Here is a 17,295-nt window from a genome sequence, read left to right on the forward strand (position 1 = left end):
CTTTTTTTGGCATAGGGGGTTTGGCCTCCCTGTGAATCGGCTGCCCTTAATTATAACTAATTATCCGAACCTGATATAAAGCCTGGAAGCGCGTCGCCTTCAGGCATGGAAATATTAAGATACAGACTTTTGCTGGCTGGGTATCATAATGAGAGCCCAATAGGGAACTTCAGCGGGATCGACATCTGCGATCGCCCGAATTCGCTGATTCGGCATAGTGGCGCGTTCTATATACAGTGCTCGATCGAACTGTCCCAACTCAATCAGTACGTCTCGGACTTTCGCAAAATGCCGACCCAGCTTAATAATCACAGCAGCATCAACAACCGCCAGTCGATCGCGCAAAACCTCAGCATCCAGCGTCGCAGGCATAATACTTAACACATCGTTACGATAAGTCAGCGGCACTCCCAACGCAGCCGCACTCGCCATTGTCGAAGAAATTCCCGGCACAACTTCAGTCGTAAATCTCCCCGACAAACGGTTGAATAGATACATAAACGAACCGTAGAGAAAAGGTTCGCCCTCACATAGCACCGCCACATCCCGCCCCTCGCTCAGATGTGCGGCAATTTTCTCGGCAGCAATATCATAATAAGGTTGAGACGATCGCGTCGGACTAAAAGGCAACGGCATCGGAATCTCAATTTGCTCCGGGCGCAGATAATCGGCGACGATCGCCCGCGCCAGCACCTTACCATTTTCCATCGCCGGATAAGCAATCACCGGCACCGATTGCAAAATCCGATAAGCTTTCAAAGTAATCAACTCTGGATCGCCAGGGCCAATACCCAAACCGTACAATTTACCACTAGCCTTAGTCATAATTCATCCTTTTTCGCTAACGCATTCACTGCCGCCGTTGCCATTGCACTGCCGCCGCGCCGCCCGTGCAACGTAATAAATGGCACTCCCCGACTGTTGGCCGCCAGTTCGGCTTTGGATTCGGCGGCCCCGACAAATCCTACCGGGAAACCCAAAATTAAAGCCGGTTTGGGTGCTCCGGCATCCAGCATTTCCAGCAGTCGGAACAAAGCAGTCGGGGCATTGCCAATTGCCACAACCGCACCCTGCAAGTTGTCTAGCCATAAATCAAGGGCTGCGGCCGATCGAGTATTTCCCATTTGCCGCGCCAACTCTGGGATTTCGGAATGCCAGAGGGTGCAAATCACCGGATTATCAGCGGGAAGACGTTTGCGAGTGATGCCTTCGGCTACCATCCGGGCATCGCACAGAATCGGCGCACCTGCGACGAGGGCTTGGCGTCCGCAGGTGGCTGCACCGGGGGAAGCTGCTAAATCTGCAACAATATCGGTCATGCCGCAACTGTGAATTAGTCGCACGGCTACGGATTCTAAATCGGGCGGCAAGCTTGACAAATCTGCTTCGGCTCGAATTGTAGCGAAGGATTTAATGTAGATTTCTGTTCCGTCTCGAATGTAGTCAATCATTGTTTAAAACTGCTATGGGAATTTTGTGGGATTTGTGAAATAGATTTTTTGAATGAACCGCGAAGGCGTGAAGGGCGCGAGGGAAGAAATCTCAAGAGAGATAGAAAGAGAAATGCTTAAAATTTGTCTTTTTTTATGGGATATTTTTTCACTTTCAATTCCTATTTTCGGTGCTCAACAACTCCTGCAATTGGTCGATCGCCTGGCGATCGACAAACTCACCCAATGACTCCACAGGCTCCCGAAACCGCTGATACACCCGCAACATTCGCTCGATCGCACCGGGCATCTCGATCGCACTCACCGCCTGAAAAATTTGTCGTCCGAAGGGCAAATCTTTTCTACCCGCATAAATGTCGTAACCTTCGATCGTCTCGTCTCCTCGCTCAATCTGAATTCCCACCAGCGTGATATCAATTGGCTGGTGCTGGGCGCAGGACTTTTCGCAACCGCTGAAATGAATGTTAATCGGCAGGTCGATCGTCAATTTTTGCGCTAAATCCCTCACCATTGCTAGGGCGTGACTTTGAGTATCTGTCGCCGCCGACGCACAGCCGCTGCTGCCGGCACAAGCCACCAAGCACGAATCTAGGCGAGTCGCCGACGAGTGCAATCCCAAATCTGCCACTTGCTGTTTTACCTCAAAAAGCTGGGAGTTGGGGATATCAGAAATTAGCAGATTTTGCCACGGCGTAAGTCTCAGGGTACCGCTGGCTAGATTTTGGGCTAAACTTGCCAAATTCCGCAGTTGCTTTGATTCTAGCCTACCGAAAGGCAGTGCAATTCCCATGTAGGAGAAACCGGACTGTCGTTGAGGATGAATGCCGAGATGTCGGTGATGGGGGAGGGATTTTTCAGATGAGGCATCTTGGCTGTTTTTGGGAAAGGTGCAAGATGTGAATTGCCATAAAAATGGTAAATTCTGCTGTACCCTTTCTAGATAACTTTCAGCGCCCCAATCTGCCAGCAGGTGACGCAAACGCGGTTTTTTGCCATCAATTCGAGGTCTTATTTTGGTATATTCAAGATAGGTGCTAGCAAGGGCGGCTAATACTGAAATACATTGCGATTCTGGGATTAAAATTCCTGTATCGCTGTTTAAATGCAGCCGAAAAACGATTCCTGATTGGGTTGAACGACCGCATGCAGCTAATAAAATATCGTTGCGTAAAGCCTGGATCGAAACCGATTCCCCGCCGTCGAAGCCAATACTGAACTTAGGCGAAAGTTTCGACAACTCGGAATGTGTTTGCAGGTAATCATCCCAAGCTTTGACTAGCGGCCGAGTATCCAGTAACTGCTGGCGATCGATCCCTGCTGTCGGACTTGCCATAATATTGCGAATCGGGTCAACTTCAACGCGGCGAGACGCTATCCCCAATTCCTGCAAGCGGTTCCAGACTTCCGGGGCTATTTCCGAGTTCACTTCTCGGATTTGCAAATTTGCCCGATTTGTCACTTGCAAACAGCCGGTACTGTATTGAGCGGCCAAATCGGCGATAGTCCGACACTGCTGCGCGTTTAAAATTCCCCCCGGAATCCGCATTCTCGATAAAACTCCGTCTCGGGCTTGGGAACCGTAAAATAAACCCGGACAAGTCGGCAAATCAGTCAAAGCTAACAAATAATCTCCTCCCCGTGCTACGCAGGGAATCCAAAAGTAAACGCCCACAAAGCGCCCCCGAAATCGGCATTCTGACTTTTACAGTTGCGGCACAGCGCCGGAATTGCACCGGACTTTCCCGCTTTCAGGTTTTAGAAAGGTATCACGAGCTGACCCACAGAAAGCAAAACCCTCAACTTTCTTAACAAAACCCCTGACGATCGCCCATCTCTCTGGTTTCATCAGCTTTCCTAATATCAGTCATCAGTTTAACTGTCGCTCAACCCCTTTACAAACCTTAACAACACCGTTAATAATATAAACATCATCCGAACATTGACAACCAAATACAGCAATCATAAAACCATGACAACAACCTTACAGCAGCGCGAAAGCGCCAACGTCTGGGAACGCTTCTGCGAGTGGGTCACAAGCACCGACAACCGCATTTATGTAGGTTGGTTCGGAGTCTTGATGATTCCTACCTTGCTCAGCGCCACCATCTGCTACATCATCGCCTTCATCGCTGCCCCTCCAGTGGACATCGACGGCATCCGCGAACCAGTAGCAGGTTCCTTGATGTACGGCAACAACATCATCACAGGTGCAGTTGTTCCTTCATCCAACGCCATCGGCTTGCACTTCTACCCAATCTGGGAAGCAGCTTCCCTCGATGAGTGGTTGTACAACGGCGGCCCTTACCAATTGGTAATTTTCCACTTCCTGATCGGTGTATTTTGCTACATGGGTCGTGAATGGGAACTGTCCTACCGCTTAGGTATGCGTCCTTGGATCTGCGTCGCTTACTCTGCACCAGTTGCAGCAGCAACCGCAGTATTCTTGATCTACCCAATTGGTCAAGGTTCGTTCTCTGACGGTATGCCTTTGGGTATCTCCGGCACATTCAACTTCATGATCGTGTTCCAAGCTGAGCACAACATCCTGATGCACCCGTTCCACATGTTGGGAGTTGCTGGTGTCTTCGGTGGTAGCTTGTTCTCCGCCATGCACGGTTCTTTGGTAACATCTTCCTTGGTTCGTGAAACAACCGAAACCGAATCGCAAAACTACGGTTACAAATTCGGTCAAGAAGAAGAAACCTACAACATCGTCGCAGCCCACGGCTACTTCGGTCGTTTGATTTTCCAATACGCTTCATTCAACAACAGCCGTTCCTTGCACTTCTTGTTAGGTGCATGGCCAGTAGTCGGCATCTGGTTTACCGCTTTGGGTATCTCCACGATGGCTTTCAACTTGAACGGTTTCAACTTCAACCAATCGATTATCGACTCTCAAGGTCGTGTCATCAATACTTGGGCTGATGTGATCAACCGCGCTAACTTGGGTATGGAAGTAATGCACGAGCGCAACGCTCACAACTTCCCGCTTGACTTGGCTGCAAGTGAAGTCACTCCTGTAGCTTTGGTTGCTCCTTCTATCAATGGCTAAGTTTTAGTCTGAGATAACAAAAAGCGCTCCTAGAAATAGGGGCGCTTTTTGTTTTGGGAAAAAAGAGTTTTACTGGGGGGATGGGAAGTATCGCAGTCGCTAAGGCAGTTAGGACGCTTGACCTAAGACATCTTCAATTACCAGAACGTAAACAATCAAACTGTTGCAGTTGTTGGCGGGTTCGACTCTTTAACCAAGACTCTTCTTGGCTCAATCTTGTTTAGCTAGAGGAGAATATGGTGGTAAGTACACTAATGTTTCAAAAAAATTTTGTTCAATAAATAACCATCAATAGCTGTGCGATCGAGCTTTTTAATTTTCCCATCCCTGAAGTGCTACGAAGCTACTGCAAAATCTGTGTACTGCCGCATCCCAGGCTCGTGAAATGCCAAAACAATATCTTACTTGGGAACTCCAGCGCGCACCAAATCCGTTGCAATCCCATCTTCTGTCCAGTCTTCCTCAATCCAGAATTTGCGATCGCGAATCCGAACGTAAACAGTGATATCGGTAGTGCGCTCGCCCTTTGGCCAGCCCAGGTTCATCCAGATGTAATGACCGTTTTGTTCGTTTGTAATCAAGAATGTCTCAATGTCTTGTTGAGAAGGGCGATTATTGCACAATTCTATATACTCGGTCAAAATACGCTTGATTAGTTTGGGATATTCGATTAGTTGATCTATTGCACAATTTTCTCTACTTCTGTATTTACGATAATTATTTTATAGATGACAAGCAGATAGTTTGGAATCTAACCAATGCAATCCCAATCCCCAGCTATTTCCACCAGGGACGATGACTCTTCTATGTCCTAACCAATATACAAAAGTATGGGGAAGATGACCAAGGGGAGCGCGGAGTTCATAGGTCATTCTACTATTAAATGAATCCCATTTAACGTATTCGCAGAATTTGTCATAATCTTTGCCCGCTTGTTGCCAAATAGACCTTTGTACTGAAAATCCGAAACGCTCATTTGAGTATTTTACCCAAAGTTGGTTAATTGTTTGGAGGTCTGTACAAGGAAAGTTTACCCAATCTGAATGCCATAAATAGCCTAATTTTTCACAGCACGCTACCCAAAGTATAATTTGTTTAGTTTCGCAATCAGCTTCTTTAAACTTGCCCTCTGCTAAAAAATTGCGTAATTGAGTGTAATCAGCTCCGCTTTCTGACGCTAGATTAAGAAATTGGTTGTCATAATTTAAAGATTGAAAATCACTCATGGTCAGCGCCCAAGATATTTTGAATATGAGATTATTTGACTTGATCCATATGAATTTGCTTCGCGCCCGCTTCGAGAAACCCATGCTTGAGTTAATTATAGTTTTGTAGGGTGCGTTAGGCCGTAGCCGTAACGCACCCATCCTAACCCTAGCTGCCGCCAATCCGAGCAACATCGCGAGCGTTTTCTTCAAACGCAGCCGTCAGCGCATCATCACCGCTTAAACCCGATGCGATCGCCCTTTCAATAGCTTGCAACACCCGCTTATAATCCCTCGGCATCACCTTCACAAACACCGGCACCATCGAGTCCCAATTTGCCAGAACCTTCGATGCTTTCGCACTTCCAGTCAAATCAAAGTGAGTCTGAATTAACTGCCGCAAATCGCTAATTTCCTCAACATCCTCCAACTTTTCCAAATCCACCATCGACATATTGCAGCGAGTAGCAAAATCGCCCGCTTCATCCAAAATGTAAGCAACACCGCCACTCATACCCGCTGCAAAATTGCGCCCGGTTTCACCCAAAACTACAACTTTGCCGCCAGTCATGTACTCGCAACCGTGATCGCCCACACCTTCAACTACTGCATTCACGCCGGAGTTACGCACCCCAAAACGTTCGCCCGCCATCCCTCGGATGAAAACCTCGCCGGATGTCGCGCCGTAAAGCACTACGTTACCCACAATCACGTTTTCCTCTGCGACAAAGGTAGAAGCTGGCGACGGATACAGGATGATTTTGCCACCGCTGAGGCCTTTGCCCAAATAGTCGTTAGCTTCGCCTTCGAGCTCCAGGGTGACTCCCTTGGGAACGAATGCGCCAAAGCTTTGCCCAGCGCTGCCTTGGAAGTGCAGGTGTACCGTGTCATCTGGCAAACCTTCCCAGTGGCGTTTGGTGATTTCGTTGCCGAGAATTGTGCCGACAACGCGGTTGACATTGGTAATTGGCAGTTTGGCGTGTACTTTTTCGCCATTTTCGATCGCACCTTTGCACAAATCCAACAACACCGTCATGTCGATCGACTTTTCCAAACCGTGATCCTGCGCCATCTGACAGTAGCGCCCGACATCCGCCCCAACTTCCGGCTGATAAAGGATTTTCGAGAAATCCAAACCCTTAGCCTTCCAGTGTTCCACAGCTTGTTTCGCTTCCAAAACATCAGTCCGCCCCACCATTTCATTCAGCGTGCGGAAGCCCAACTGCGCCATAATTTCCCGGACTTCCTGCGCGACGAAGGTCATAAAGTTTACCGTGTGATCGGGGTCGCCGGTAAAGTTTTTCCGCAGCAGCGGGTCTTGCGTCGCCACGCCCACCGGGCAAGTGTTCTGGTGGCAAACGCGCATCATGATGCAGCCCAATGTCACCAGCGGCGCCGTCGCAAAACCGAATTCCTCAGCACCCAGCAAGGCAGCAATTGCTACATCGCGGCCGGTTTTCATTTGACCGTCAGTTTCCACGACAATTCGGCTGCGGAGATTGTTGAGTACCAAAGTTTGATGAGTTTCCGCCAGTCCCAATTCCCAAGGTAATCCCGCGTGTTTGATCGAAGTTTGCGGCGAAGCGCCGGTTCCGCCGTCGTAGCCGGAAATCAACACGACATCGGCGTGGGCTTTAGCAACACCCGCCGCGATCGTCCCGACTCCAACTTCCGACACGAGTTTGACGCTAATCCGCGCTTCCCGGTTGGAATTTTTCAAGTCGTGAATCAATTCTGCCAAATCTTCGATCGAATAAATGTCGTGGTGAGGAGGAGGCGAAATCAATCCCACACCCGGAGTCGAGTTCCGCACCTTGGCAATCCACGGGTATACTTTTTTACCGGGCAACTGTCCGCCTTCACCGGGTTTCGCGCCTTGCGCCATCTTAATTTGCAGTTCCCGCGCTTGGGAAAGGTACAAGCTGGTAACGCCGAAACGCCCAGAAGCAACTTGTTTGATCGCGCTGTTTTTCGAGTCACCGCGATCGTTCGTCCAAGTGTAGCGTTCCGGGTCTTCCCCGCCTTCACCGGTGTTCGATTTGCCACCGATACGGTTCATCGCTACTGCTAGAGATTCGTGGGCTTCTTTAGAAATCGAACCATAACTCATCGCCCCAGTTTTAAAGCGTTTGAGAATTGATTCGATCGGCTCAACTTCCTCAATGGGTATCGATTCCCGCTGTTTGAATTGCAACAAACCGCGCAAGGTAAAATGCTGCTGGTTTTGTTCATTAACCAGCCCCGAATACTGTTTGAAAAGCGTATAACTGCCCTCGCGCACCGATTTTTGCAGTGCGTGAATTGTCTGCGGACTAAACAAATGCGCTTCGCCTTCTTTCCGCCACTGATATTCGCCGCCGACATCGAGAGTATGTCCGCTGGCTGGGCGATCGGGGAATGCGTGATTGTGGCGCAAAATAGCTTCTTGGGCGATGACTTCGAGGTCTACGCCTTCAATCCGCGAGGCTGTCCAAGCAAAGTATTTATCGACTACGGATTTGTTTAAGCCGATCGCCTCAAAAATCTGCGCGCCGCGATAACTTTGAATTGTGGAAATCCCAATTTTCGAGGCAACTTTCGTCACGCCTTTAGTTGCGGCTTTGATGTAGTTTTTGCAAGCAGTTTTGTACTCGACATTTAGCAGCAATCCTTCGCGGATCGAATCGGCGATCGTCTCAAAGGCCAAATACGGATTAATCGCGCCGCAACCGTATCCAATAAGTGTCGCAAAGTGATGCACTTCCCTCGGTTCGCCGGATTCGAGCACCAGTCCCGCCCGCGTGCGCGTACCTTTGCGGATCAAGTGGTGGTGCAGGCCCGCAACTGCCAGCAGCGCCGGAATTGGGGCTTTGTCTGGACTGATACCCCGATCGCTCAAAATGATGATATTCACCCCGGAGGCGATCGCGCTGTCTGCTGCTGCAAAAACCTCTTCTAAGGCTTGTTCGAGACCTTTTACGCCGCTTTTGGGGTCAAACAAAATCGGCACGGTGAGTGACTTGAAATTGCCCTCATTTACGTGTTGGAGCTTAGCTAATTCTTCATTGCTGAGAATTGGCGTTTTCAGTTCAATCAAATGACAGCTTTCCGGTTCCGGTTTGAGCAAATTGCGTTCAGCGCCGATCGTAGTTTCGGCCGAAGTTACAATTTCTTCGCGGATAGAATCGATCGGCGGATTGGTAACTTGAGCAAACAACTGCTGGAAGTATTCATAAAGCAGTTTTGGCCGATTGGAAAGCACCGCCAGCGGCGTATCCGCACCCATCGCGCCGACAGCTTCCACGCCATCTTTCGCCATCGGTGCTAACAGCAACCGCAGTTCTTCAAAGGTGTAGCCAAAGGCCATTTGCCGCTGCAATAATGTTTCGGGATGAGATTCTGCTACGGCCGGCGCATCTTTAAGTTTGGCGATTTCGACCATGTGCTTGTCGAGCCACTCACGGTACGGGTGTTCGGAGGCAATTTGATGTTTAATTTCCTCGTCAGAGACGATGCGGCCTTCCTCGGTATTTACCAGGAACATCCGCCCCGGTTGCAAGCGACCTTTTGATACAATTCGTTCTGGGGCAATCGGCAAAACTCCGGCTTCCGATGCCATAATTACCAAGTCGTCTTTGGTAACGCAGTAGCGGGAAGGGCGCAAACCGTTGCGATCGAGCACGGCCCCGATCGAAGTACCATCAGTAAAGGCGATCGAAGCTGGGCCGTCCCAAGGTTCCATCAAGCAAGAATGGTATTCATAGAAAGCCTTTTTCTCGTCACTCATGGACTCGTGGGCTGTCCAAGGTTCGGGAATCATCATCATTACAGCGTGCGGCAAAGAACGCCCGGCCAAATTCAGCAATTCCAAAGCATTGTCAAAAATCGTCGAGTCGCTGCCTTCGATATTGATTAAATTGGGGATTTTCTTTAAGTCATCGCCGAATAGTTCCGACTCGAACAGCGATTGCCGCGCGTGCATCCAGTTAATGTTGCCGCGCATCGTGTTAATTTCGCCGTTGTGAGCGATGTAGCGGTAAGGGTGCGATCGTTCCCAACTCGGAAAAGTATTCGTGCTGAAGCGCGAGTGAACCAGGGCTAGAGCGCTTTCCATGTCGGGGTCGTGCAGTTCGGGATAGTAATCTCCCACTTGCACCGGCATTAACATACCCTTGTAGACGATCGTCCGGCACGAGAGAGTGGAATTATACCAGTAGGGGTCTGTGTTAGTCCTGCGGATGGCATTGTGAGCCCGTTTGCGGATGACGTACAGTTTCCGCTCGAAAGCCGCCTCATCAATACCTGCGGCCCGCCGGAGGAACACTTGCTGCATGAAAGGTTCGCTAGCTTTGGCTGTGTCGCCGAGGGACGAGTTGTCCGTGGGAACATCGCGCCAGCCGAGCACTTCCTGGCCTTCTTCTGCGGCGATTTCCTCAAAAATGCGTTTGCCGTTTTCCCGTTCAGTTTGATTTGGCGACGAGTAAATCGCGCCAACGCCGTACTCGCCGGCTTCGGGAAGTTCGATGTTTAGGGCCGCTGTTACTTTCTTGAGAAACTTGTGGGGCACCTGCATCAAAATCCCCGCCCCGTCTCCGGTGTTGGGTTCGCAGCCGCACGCGCCCCGGTGGTCGAGGTTCAAGAGGATTGTCAGTGCCTGCTCGACAATTTCGTGGGATTTGTTACCCTTCATGTGTACGATGAATCCGACTCCGCAAGCGTCGTGCTCGAACTGCGGATCGTACAGACCTTGCTTTTGTGGCAGTCCGTTGCTGTTCATTTTGATGCTCCTGTCAAAGTGGCGAAAAGATGTTGATCTAGAGTAGAGGGTGGGATGCCGATCGCTCTAGTATCATGTATTATATGTGGATCTACTCAATTGGGTAGATGTACCCAAAAATCAAAGCTTATTCCATCCGAGTAAAAAATAGTTAAAGCCGATAATTTAACTAGGGAACCCGGAGATTAAAGATTTATGCTTAAAGACTCTTCAATTATGTGAATTATTAAAGCGCAGAGGCCGCAGAGAGCGCAGAAAAAGAGAAGACAGATGAGTAATTCCGATACTAACTCACATCTTGCACCCTTGTTAATAAGCTTTTCAAGGGCGGGCTTTCCGGCCGGACCGACAAAATTTACTCTCTGTGGAACAGGCCGGAAAGCCTGTTCTTGAGAAATGAGTTTATAGCATTTTTAATGCGACTGTATCCTCAGCGTGTGGGTGACATTCTCCACCAGCATTTTGCCTTCTCATCAGCAATGAGTATTTCTGAAAAATTGCAAAAAGTCGATCGACTCAAAGCGTGGTTAGATAGCTTTCGGCCGCTTTCTCCCACCCTGGTTGCAGAATTGAAAAAACTCTACGACGTTCGGTTCACTTATCACTCCAAGGCGATTGAGGGAAATACTTTGACGCAGGGCGAAACCGAATTAGTCCTAGAAACCGGCATTACTGTCGGCGGCAAAACTTGGCGAGAAAACCTAGAAGTCATCGGACATCGAGATGCGATCGACTACATTGAAATGCTAACGCGATCGGACACTGCGATCGGTGAATGGGAAATTAAACAAATTCACAACTTAATTATAAGGGCGATCGCCCCGGAGGAAGCTGGACGCGATCTGCAGTTAGAGCTCAAAGCCGCCGGTACCGAATACCTCTATCCGCCTCATTATTTGCTTTCGGGTTTGATGCGGGAATTTATCCAATGGCTCAACAGTGATAAAATCAGATCGTTACATCCGCTAGAGTTGGCAGCCAAAGCACATCTTCGCTTTGTTTCGATTCATCCATTCGGGATGGTAACGAACCCACCGGGCGGCTATTGATGAATCTGCTGCTGTTGCGGGCGGTATATCCCAGGGTCATTATCTCTAACCAGATGCTAGAAGTTTGGCGGCAGCAGTCTCAAGATGTGGATTAGGATTCACCTTTAATCAATATTCAAGAACCAGCGCCGTTTCTATGAAGATTTGATGTAGATTGGGGCGATCGATCTAATAACAGGTGACAACAGCTATGTTGGTTTTGCTATGGTTGTTAAGGCAAGTCGATCGGGCTGAGCACAACTCTTGCAAAACTCTACAGTCGGCTAACCAGTCCCCGCAGGTGGGCTTCGATTTTAACTATAGATTAGTTAATCTCAAAAAACAACGTCGTTTACCAAAGGATTCAGCAAGCAATCCTCAAGGAGTGAAAATCATGGTTCAGATTCAAGAAATTTCTCAAGTATCTACCCTGCACGCACCTGCAGCACCCAACGCAATAGCCGCTACAGAATTGCGGCCTTGGGGTTCATTTACGACTCTAGAAGAAGGCCCAGGATATAAAATTAAGCGGATCGAAGTTAAGTCTGGACACCGCCTCAGCCTGCAAATGCACCACCACCGCAGCGAACACTGGATTGTGGTTTCTGGTACTGCAAAAGTTACTTGTGGCGACACTGAACAAGTTCTGTTTACAAATCAGTCTACCTACGTTCCTCAGTGCACTTCTCACCGCCTGGAAAATCCGGGAGTTATCCCCCTGGTTTTAATTGAGGTGCAGAATGGCGAATATCTCGGAGAAGATGATATTATCCGCTTTCAAGACGATTATGCTCGTAATGAAAAAGCTAAGTAACTCACGTTGCTAAAAATATAGGGGTAAGGTGCGCGGCCCGGCGCACCCTACATTCTCCGGGTAAGGTAGACGCCTAGGCACATTTTACATTTTCAAAACTCAACATTACTTCCCAATTAGCAATTACTCATAATGATTCATCTGAGCAAAACAGCAGCAACAGAAGTAACGCGCCTCAAGTCGAAGCATCCGAACCCCAATGCTTTATTTCGTCTGGGCGTGGAATCGAGCGGCTGCTCCGGTTTGTCTTATACAATGGCATTTGACGATGCGCCAGCCCCAGAAGACGCTGTATGCGAGTCGGAGGGAATTTCCGTTGCGATCGACCCCCAGCACTTAAAATATCTCAATGAGCTCACCTTGGATTATTCAGAAGACTTGATGGGCGGAGGTTTCCGATTTCACAATCCCAATGCCGCCCAAAGCTGTAGCTGCGGCAACTCCTTTTCGGCTAAGGAATAATAAATAGGATGACACTCAAAGACTTATAAAAAGTCCAAAACGCCTTCAAATAAGCCGATCGAGAGTACCAGTGCCGAAGCCATTTTAGGATTAGGAACTGACTGCAATATCGAACTCAGAACTCCCAATACTTACCCCCTTAAGACTAAAACCAACTGTCACAAATAGGGGTTGAAATTTATTATGTAGTTGCCCTTCAGCGCTCTTAAATTAGAGAAGAGCGCTGAAGCGCAACTACATACTTTTGTTTAATGTGCCAGTTGCTTAATTCCTATATACCTAAGTTCCCAGAAAACCATTATGGTAAGGTGCGTCGCCCGCAACAATCTGCAAGTGTCATCCAACATCTAAGAGTTCCGCACCTAGAGATTCGCACCACATAATATACCCTTGAGGAGTAGAATTAGGCGTATATCACCTCCGTGAGAAGCGCTATAGATGGTTGTAAAATCCGCTTTTACGATCGCGCAAATTATAATATAACGAATCAACCAGAAATGATATAAAAGCTCGATCGACTATCAACACAATCAAGCTGGCTTACCGAGAATAGTCCACTGCATTAACTGCTGCCACTCGATAGATTGAGCTAATAAATCTGCATCGAATTCATTTCCCGCATCCTGCGAAAACTCGGCAAAAGCTTCCGCCCAATTAATTACTGTTTCCACAGGCAAATAAGGCGTATAATTCCAAGAACGCTGCAAAAACTCTACCATCTCAACAGAATGACCGGTGCGGTACAAATACCAAGCAATCCAAACTAAGGTACTGTACTTGATTTGCTTTTCCAACAAACGTATTTTATCCGGCAACTCGGGGCGGGCAAAAAAATTGTCCATCACTGCGGCGAGGGATTTAGCCTGCGGTAAACCTTTGTACATGGCGCTTTGTTCGTGCTGGCGGTAGCAAACAGTTACTTGCTGCAACCACTCTGCTTCGCATCCCATTAAGGCTAAACGCAGCACTAAATCTGTATCTTCCGCCGGTGGAAATCGAGGATCAAATCCGCCAGCGCGCTCTAACCACTGACGGCGAAATACCATCGCGCTGGGTAATACTGGTTTCCACCGCAGCCACATTTCTAAGTCTAATTTAGGGACATTTTGCCAGGGTTTGACATCTTTTAGGGGTTCGCCTATACTATTAACTAGACGCCAGCCGCTGTGAACTATTCCTAGATTTGGTCGCGCTGCAAATACAGCCATTTGTGATGCTAATTTGTCGGGGAAAAAGTAGTCGTCAGCATCAAGAAAAGCGATAAATTCTCCTTGGGCTAGCTCGATGCCGCGATTTCTAGCAATCGAAACTCCTTGATTTTGTTGGTAAATGTAGCGAATTCGATCGCCATATTTCTCTAAAACTAACTTGGTATCGTCTCGGGAGCCGTCGTCTACGACAATAATTTCCCAGTTAGTATAGGTTTGGTGCAGAACGCTATCTACGGCTTGGCCGACGTAAGCAGCGCAGTTGTAAGCCGGAATTACTACGCTCACCTGCGGAGTGCGATCGATCGTAACATTACTCATAATTAATTATCTTAAATTCGATTGCGTCTCTATTTTACAATGAGCTTAGGGTGCGTCAGGAACTGACGCACCCTGTAAGGGCTTCTTGTGTTCATTAATTTGGGGTCAAGAATTTGCCAAGGAAAGTTGGTGCGAGTTCAGTAAATCATTGGGGCGAATTGCGAAAGGGTAGCGATCGCCTTTTACCTTCAAATACTTGTCAGCTATTTGCAAAACCTGTTCGGGATTGGCTGGCTTGCTCAAAAAATCCGAAGCACCTGTCAATTTCGCTCGCGTGCGGTCAATTATACCGTCTTGACCGGTCAAAAACACGATCGGAGTTTCCCGAAAAGCCGGTGTCTTCCGCAAAAAATTGCACAAAGCAAAGCCGCTTGTCTTCGGCATCACCACGTCCATAAAAATTAAAGCAGGCTTTTGTTTGGCGAGGATACCCACTCCCTGCATTGGGTCTTGAATTTTTAGGACTCGATATCCCTCCGGCAACAAAATTTGCTCTAAAAATTCGCATACTGTCGGACTGTCATCGATACAGGCAATCAAAGGGCGACCCGGCCCTGCAATAGCTGCGGCCAGGCGCCACTGTTCTATAGGCGACGGCAAGTCTGGTACTGTTCGGAAATTTACTAAACCCTGCTTGATGTAATTAACTAAAGCGCGAGTTGCCACTGTCACGCACTGCTTTTTCTTAAATGCTATATCCCAAAGAGTATTCTCGCCGTTGAATACGTTACCCAAAGCGATCAAAGAATTAGAACTAAATCGATTTTGCTGCAACTGAGCCGACGGTTTTAAAAGCGGTGCTTGTTCTGGATCTACCAGCCACAAACCCATTGCTTTCCACTTCTGCCAAATTTCTTCTGTACAACACAGAACTTTCTCTACTTCTGTTAAAGACAGCAGCAAAGAAGAGGTAATTGTAGAAAAATATTTCTGGGACGGACGCCACTCCCGGCGCAAACCCGATTGACCGATCAGAGCAAATAACACTTCGGAAAGGCTGGTCTGGACGATCGCCCTAGCTTGTTCCAGACTCATTTCGCTGGCTGCTATCCCTCGCTGAAGCAGTTGATATTCCCACAGTTCTCCAGCATCAAGGTCTCTGAGATCCACATGAAAGTTTCTACAGTGTTGCCCGATCGCCCTGTACCAGCGCCTCGATCTGTGCGACCCTCCCGTGGCATAAACCAAACTACCCTGAAAAAAGTAAAGCTGCCACTGTTGTTCCCCTTGCTCTAACAGCAGTTTCCCCGTTGCTTGTTTCTGGCTGAGTACAGCCAGAGTATGGGACAACATTTTGTATCCGATTGCGGTAGCAGACATATCAACTCGCATCCCCTGTACTCTGTTTGTACCATTATATAGCTGCTGAGTTTTGAAAGATAACAGTGATATTACTGAATTTGGGTTAATAAAAACCACTAATTATGCGAATTTAACCCCATCAGGGAGTGATTCCCCTCGGTAGTTTTAGCCAGTAGGATGCCACGCCTATTTGCACTATTAACTAATCACTAAAATCCAGATTCTAACTAATAACTAATTGCCCTCGCTATCTTTGGGAGGTACTGGATCGTAACCCCCTGGATGAAAAGGATGACAGCGCAAAATCCGCTTAACTGCCATCGAACCGCCGCGGGCGGGCCCAAATCTTTCTATTGCTTCGATCGCGTATTGCGAACAAGTGGGCTGAAATCTACAGGCGTTAGGCAGGTAAGGAGAAATCCCCATTTTGTAGCCTCGGATTAATCCGATCAGCAATATTTTCACAATTTTTACCTCAGCGATTCATTAGATTAATAGCAAAATCTCGTCCCGTACCGCTGTAAGCTAGGTGAATCGAAGGCATTCTCAGCAGTTAGACTTCCGCTAACTTTTCCAGTACCAATTATACCTATTTTCATTTTTATTTTAGATAGCTACAGCACAATTTGAGGAGATAATATGGTACTTGTCTCTGAGTTGGCTACTTGACCGATACCTAAAAAATTACCGTCTCGATCGTACACCTGCAACGGATAGGGAGGTTGGGGTATTGGGTTGTCGGGGGGATTGTTCCTACTGTCCTCCTCTGGCCCGATCGGCGTTTCGGGAATCGGGAGGCGCTGTCCTTGAAACCAGCGTTTGGTATATTCAGGGGAAAGGACGATCGCCCCTAAATGCCCCAAAACCGCCGATGGCAAAATCGGGGAGAATTTATTTTCCTGCAATAGCAGTTCCAATTGTTCAAAACTGAGGCTTTCCTCGATCGAAAAACCGCTACTTTCGGTGCGAGTCAAACAAGCCAAGGTACCGCCTACATTCAACACAGCGCCCAAATCCCGCGCGATCGCCCGAATGTAAGTACCCGCCCCGCAGGCGATCGACAAATCCAATTCAGGAAAATCCCCCGGCCGCCAATCCAATATTTCCAGCCGAAAAACCTCGACATTCCTAGCAGCAACTTCTACAGTTTCCCCTTTCCTAGCTAACTCATAAAGGCGTTTTCCTCCCACCTGCACCGCACTAAAACTCGGTGGAAACTGCTCGATTTTTCCTATAAATTTTGGCAGTGCAGCTTGCACTTTTTCCAAACTCAACTCTGGCACCGGTCGAGAATGGATAATTTCTCCTTCTAAATCGTCAGTAGCAGTAGTTAAGCCAAACCGAATCGTACCTCGGTAAGCCTTATTGTGTTGGAGATATTGCAGCAGTCTGGTTGCTTTGCCCAGGGCGATCGGTAAAACGCCAGTCACAGCAGGATCGAGGGTTCCTCCGTGTCCGACTCGCTTGAGTTTCAATAGCCGACGCACTCGCCCCACGCAGTCGTGAGATGTCATGCCGGCAGGTTTGTTGAGATTGAGAAAACCGTCAGTAGTCATTAGTCATTAGGAAGAAGGAAGAAGGAAGAGGGAAGAAGGAAGAAGGAAGATGGCAAGGAAACAGCGTACGGGATTTAAAGCAGAGAAGCAAGCAAGAAAAAGGAAGATGAAAAGTTTTGAGATTGCTTTCCTTCGCATCG

Annotated in this window: 14 protein-coding genes and 1 riboswitch; of the genes, 4 read left to right on the top strand and 10 right to left on the bottom strand. The window is 48.2% G+C overall.

The genetic code is table 11. From position 1 onward, the window contains the following. Positions 1 to 114 precede the first annotated feature (114 nt). The 3 genes from QUA27_RS22330 to cobG all read right to left on the bottom strand — a co-directional run bounded on the left by QUA27_RS22330 (position 115) and on the right by cobG (position 3,123). Positions 115 to 825 (bottom strand): precorrin-2 C(20)-methyltransferase, encoded by a 711-nt coding sequence (locus QUA27_RS22330; protein WP_333070600.1) that lies wholly within the window; start codon positions 823 to 825, stop codon positions 115 to 117. Continuing rightward, positions 822 to 1,451 (bottom strand): precorrin-8X methylmutase, encoded by a 630-nt coding sequence (locus tag QUA27_RS22335; RefSeq protein WP_333070603.1) that lies wholly within the window; start codon positions 1,449 to 1,451, stop codon positions 822 to 824. Before QUA27_RS22335 ends, QUA27_RS22330 begins: the two co-directional genes overlap by 4 nt. A gap of 154 nt (positions 1,452 to 1,605) precedes the next feature. Further along, positions 1,606 to 3,123: a precorrin-3B synthase gene (gene cobG, locus QUA27_RS22340; RefSeq protein ID WP_333070605.1), complete on the bottom strand. Its 1,518-nt coding sequence runs from the start codon at positions 3,121 to 3,123 to the stop codon at positions 1,606 to 1,608. Positions 3,124 to 3,131: 8 nt separating this feature from the next. Next, positions 3,132 to 3,211, bottom strand: a riboswitch (adenosylcobalamin-variant (AdoCbl-variant) riboswitch). Between the two features lie 209 nt (positions 3,212 to 3,420). Here cobG and psbA point away from each other — a divergent pair. Beyond that, a complete protein-coding gene (gene psbA / locus QUA27_RS22345; protein ID WP_333070606.1) occupies positions 3,421 to 4,503 on the top strand; it encodes a photosystem II reaction center subunit D1 in 1,083 nt (360 codons plus the stop codon). 401 nt (positions 4,504 to 4,904) lie between these two features. On the opposite strand, the gene QUA27_RS22350 is transcribed toward psbA, so the two are convergent. From QUA27_RS22350 to gltB, 3 genes are all read right to left on the bottom strand, one after another. Further along, positions 4,905 to 5,186, bottom strand: coding sequence for an element excision factor XisI family protein (locus QUA27_RS22350; protein ID WP_445251534.1), 282 nt, complete (start codon positions 5,184 to 5,186; stop codon positions 4,905 to 4,907). A 39-nt stretch (positions 5,187 to 5,225) separates the two neighbouring features. Beyond that, entirely contained in the window at positions 5,226 to 5,729 is a 504-nt protein-coding gene (locus tag QUA27_RS22355; protein ID WP_333070609.1) for a GUN4 domain-containing protein, read from the bottom strand. A 148-nt stretch (positions 5,730 to 5,877) separates the two neighbouring features. After that, positions 5,878 to 10,464: a glutamate synthase large subunit gene (gene gltB, locus QUA27_RS22360; protein WP_333070610.1), complete on the bottom strand. Its 4,587-nt coding sequence runs from the start codon at positions 10,462 to 10,464 to the stop codon at positions 5,878 to 5,880. 479 nt (positions 10,465 to 10,943) lie between these two features. Between gltB and QUA27_RS22365 the strand changes: the two genes are divergently transcribed. From QUA27_RS22365 to QUA27_RS22375, 3 genes are all read left to right on the top strand, one after another. After that, the gene (locus tag QUA27_RS22365) at positions 10,944 to 11,513 is read left to right on the top strand and encodes a Fic family protein (protein WP_333070611.1); all 570 of its coding nucleotides are present in this window, start codon (positions 10,944 to 10,946) and stop codon (positions 11,511 to 11,513) included. A gap of 373 nt (positions 11,514 to 11,886) precedes the next feature. Next, a complete protein-coding gene (locus QUA27_RS22370; protein WP_333070612.1) occupies positions 11,887 to 12,306 on the top strand; it encodes a cupin domain-containing protein in 420 nt (139 codons plus the stop codon). A 132-nt stretch (positions 12,307 to 12,438) separates the two neighbouring features. Next, positions 12,439 to 12,768 carry a HesB/IscA family protein gene (locus QUA27_RS22375; RefSeq protein WP_333070615.1) on the top strand — a complete coding sequence of 110 codons (330 nt, stop codon included), beginning with the start codon at positions 12,439 to 12,441 and terminating at the stop codon, positions 12,766 to 12,768. A gap of 530 nt (positions 12,769 to 13,298) precedes the next feature. Here QUA27_RS22375 and QUA27_RS22380 read toward each other — a convergent pair. The 4 genes from QUA27_RS22380 to truB all read right to left on the bottom strand — a co-directional run bounded on the left by QUA27_RS22380 (position 13,299) and on the right by truB (position 17,155). After that, complete coding sequence (locus QUA27_RS22380; RefSeq protein ID WP_333070617.1) at positions 13,299 to 14,297, bottom strand: glycosyltransferase family 2 protein; 999 nt, start codon at positions 14,295 to 14,297, stop codon at positions 13,299 to 13,301. Positions 14,298 to 14,402: 105 nt separating this feature from the next. Beyond that, the gene (locus tag QUA27_RS22385; protein WP_333070619.1) at positions 14,403 to 15,617 is read right to left on the bottom strand and encodes a response regulator; all 1,215 of its coding nucleotides are present in this window, start codon (positions 15,615 to 15,617) and stop codon (positions 14,403 to 14,405) included. Between the two features lie 216 nt (positions 15,618 to 15,833). After that, positions 15,834 to 16,064, bottom strand: coding sequence for a membrane protein insertion efficiency factor YidD (gene yidD / locus QUA27_RS22390; protein WP_333070621.1), 231 nt, complete (start codon positions 16,062 to 16,064; stop codon positions 15,834 to 15,836). A 149-nt stretch (positions 16,065 to 16,213) separates the two neighbouring features. Next, the gene (truB, locus tag QUA27_RS22395; RefSeq protein ID WP_333070623.1) at positions 16,214 to 17,155 is read right to left on the bottom strand and encodes a tRNA pseudouridine(55) synthase TruB; all 942 of its coding nucleotides are present in this window, start codon (positions 17,153 to 17,155) and stop codon (positions 16,214 to 16,216) included. Between the last annotated feature and the right edge of the window lie 140 nt (positions 17,156 to 17,295).

This window comes from Microcoleus harperi Pol14_C6, assembly GCF_036701295.1.
Taxonomy (GTDB): Bacteria; Cyanobacteriota; Cyanobacteriia; order Cyanobacteriales; family Microcoleaceae; genus Microcoleus.

What these genes read in the sequence shown, in the direction of transcription:
- QUA27_RS22330 (WP_333070600.1), bottom strand. Translation starts at nt 825, where the DNA reads ATGACTAAGGCTAGTGGTAAATTGTACGGTTTGGGTATTGGCCCTGGC.
- QUA27_RS22335 (WP_333070603.1), bottom strand. Translation starts at nt 1,451, where the DNA reads ATGATTGACTACATTCGAGACGGAACAGAAATCTACATTAAATCCTTC.
- psbA (WP_333070606.1), top strand. Translation starts at nt 3,421, where the DNA reads ATGACAACAACCTTACAGCAGCGCGAAAGCGCCAACGTCTGGGAACGC.
- QUA27_RS22355 (WP_333070609.1), bottom strand. Translation starts at nt 5,729, where the DNA reads ATGAGTGATTTTCAATCTTTAAATTATGACAACCAATTTCTTAATCTA.
- gltB (WP_333070610.1), bottom strand. Translation starts at nt 10,464, where the DNA reads ATGAACAGCAACGGACTGCCACAAAAGCAAGGTCTGTACGATCCGCAG.
- QUA27_RS22365 (WP_333070611.1), top strand. Translation starts at nt 10,944, where the DNA reads ATGAGTATTTCTGAAAAATTGCAAAAAGTCGATCGACTCAAAGCGTGG.
- QUA27_RS22370 (WP_333070612.1), top strand. Translation starts at nt 11,887, where the DNA reads ATGGTTCAGATTCAAGAAATTTCTCAAGTATCTACCCTGCACGCACCT.
- QUA27_RS22375 (WP_333070615.1), top strand. Translation starts at nt 12,439, where the DNA reads ATGATTCATCTGAGCAAAACAGCAGCAACAGAAGTAACGCGCCTCAAG.
- QUA27_RS22380 (WP_333070617.1), bottom strand. Translation starts at nt 14,297, where the DNA reads ATGAGTAATGTTACGATCGATCGCACTCCGCAGGTGAGCGTAGTAATT.
- QUA27_RS22385 (WP_333070619.1), bottom strand. Translation starts at nt 15,617, where the DNA reads ATGTCTGCTACCGCAATCGGATACAAAATGTTGTCCCATACTCTGGCT.
- truB (WP_333070623.1), bottom strand. Translation starts at nt 17,155, where the DNA reads ATGACTACTGACGGTTTTCTCAATCTCAACAAACCTGCCGGCATGACA.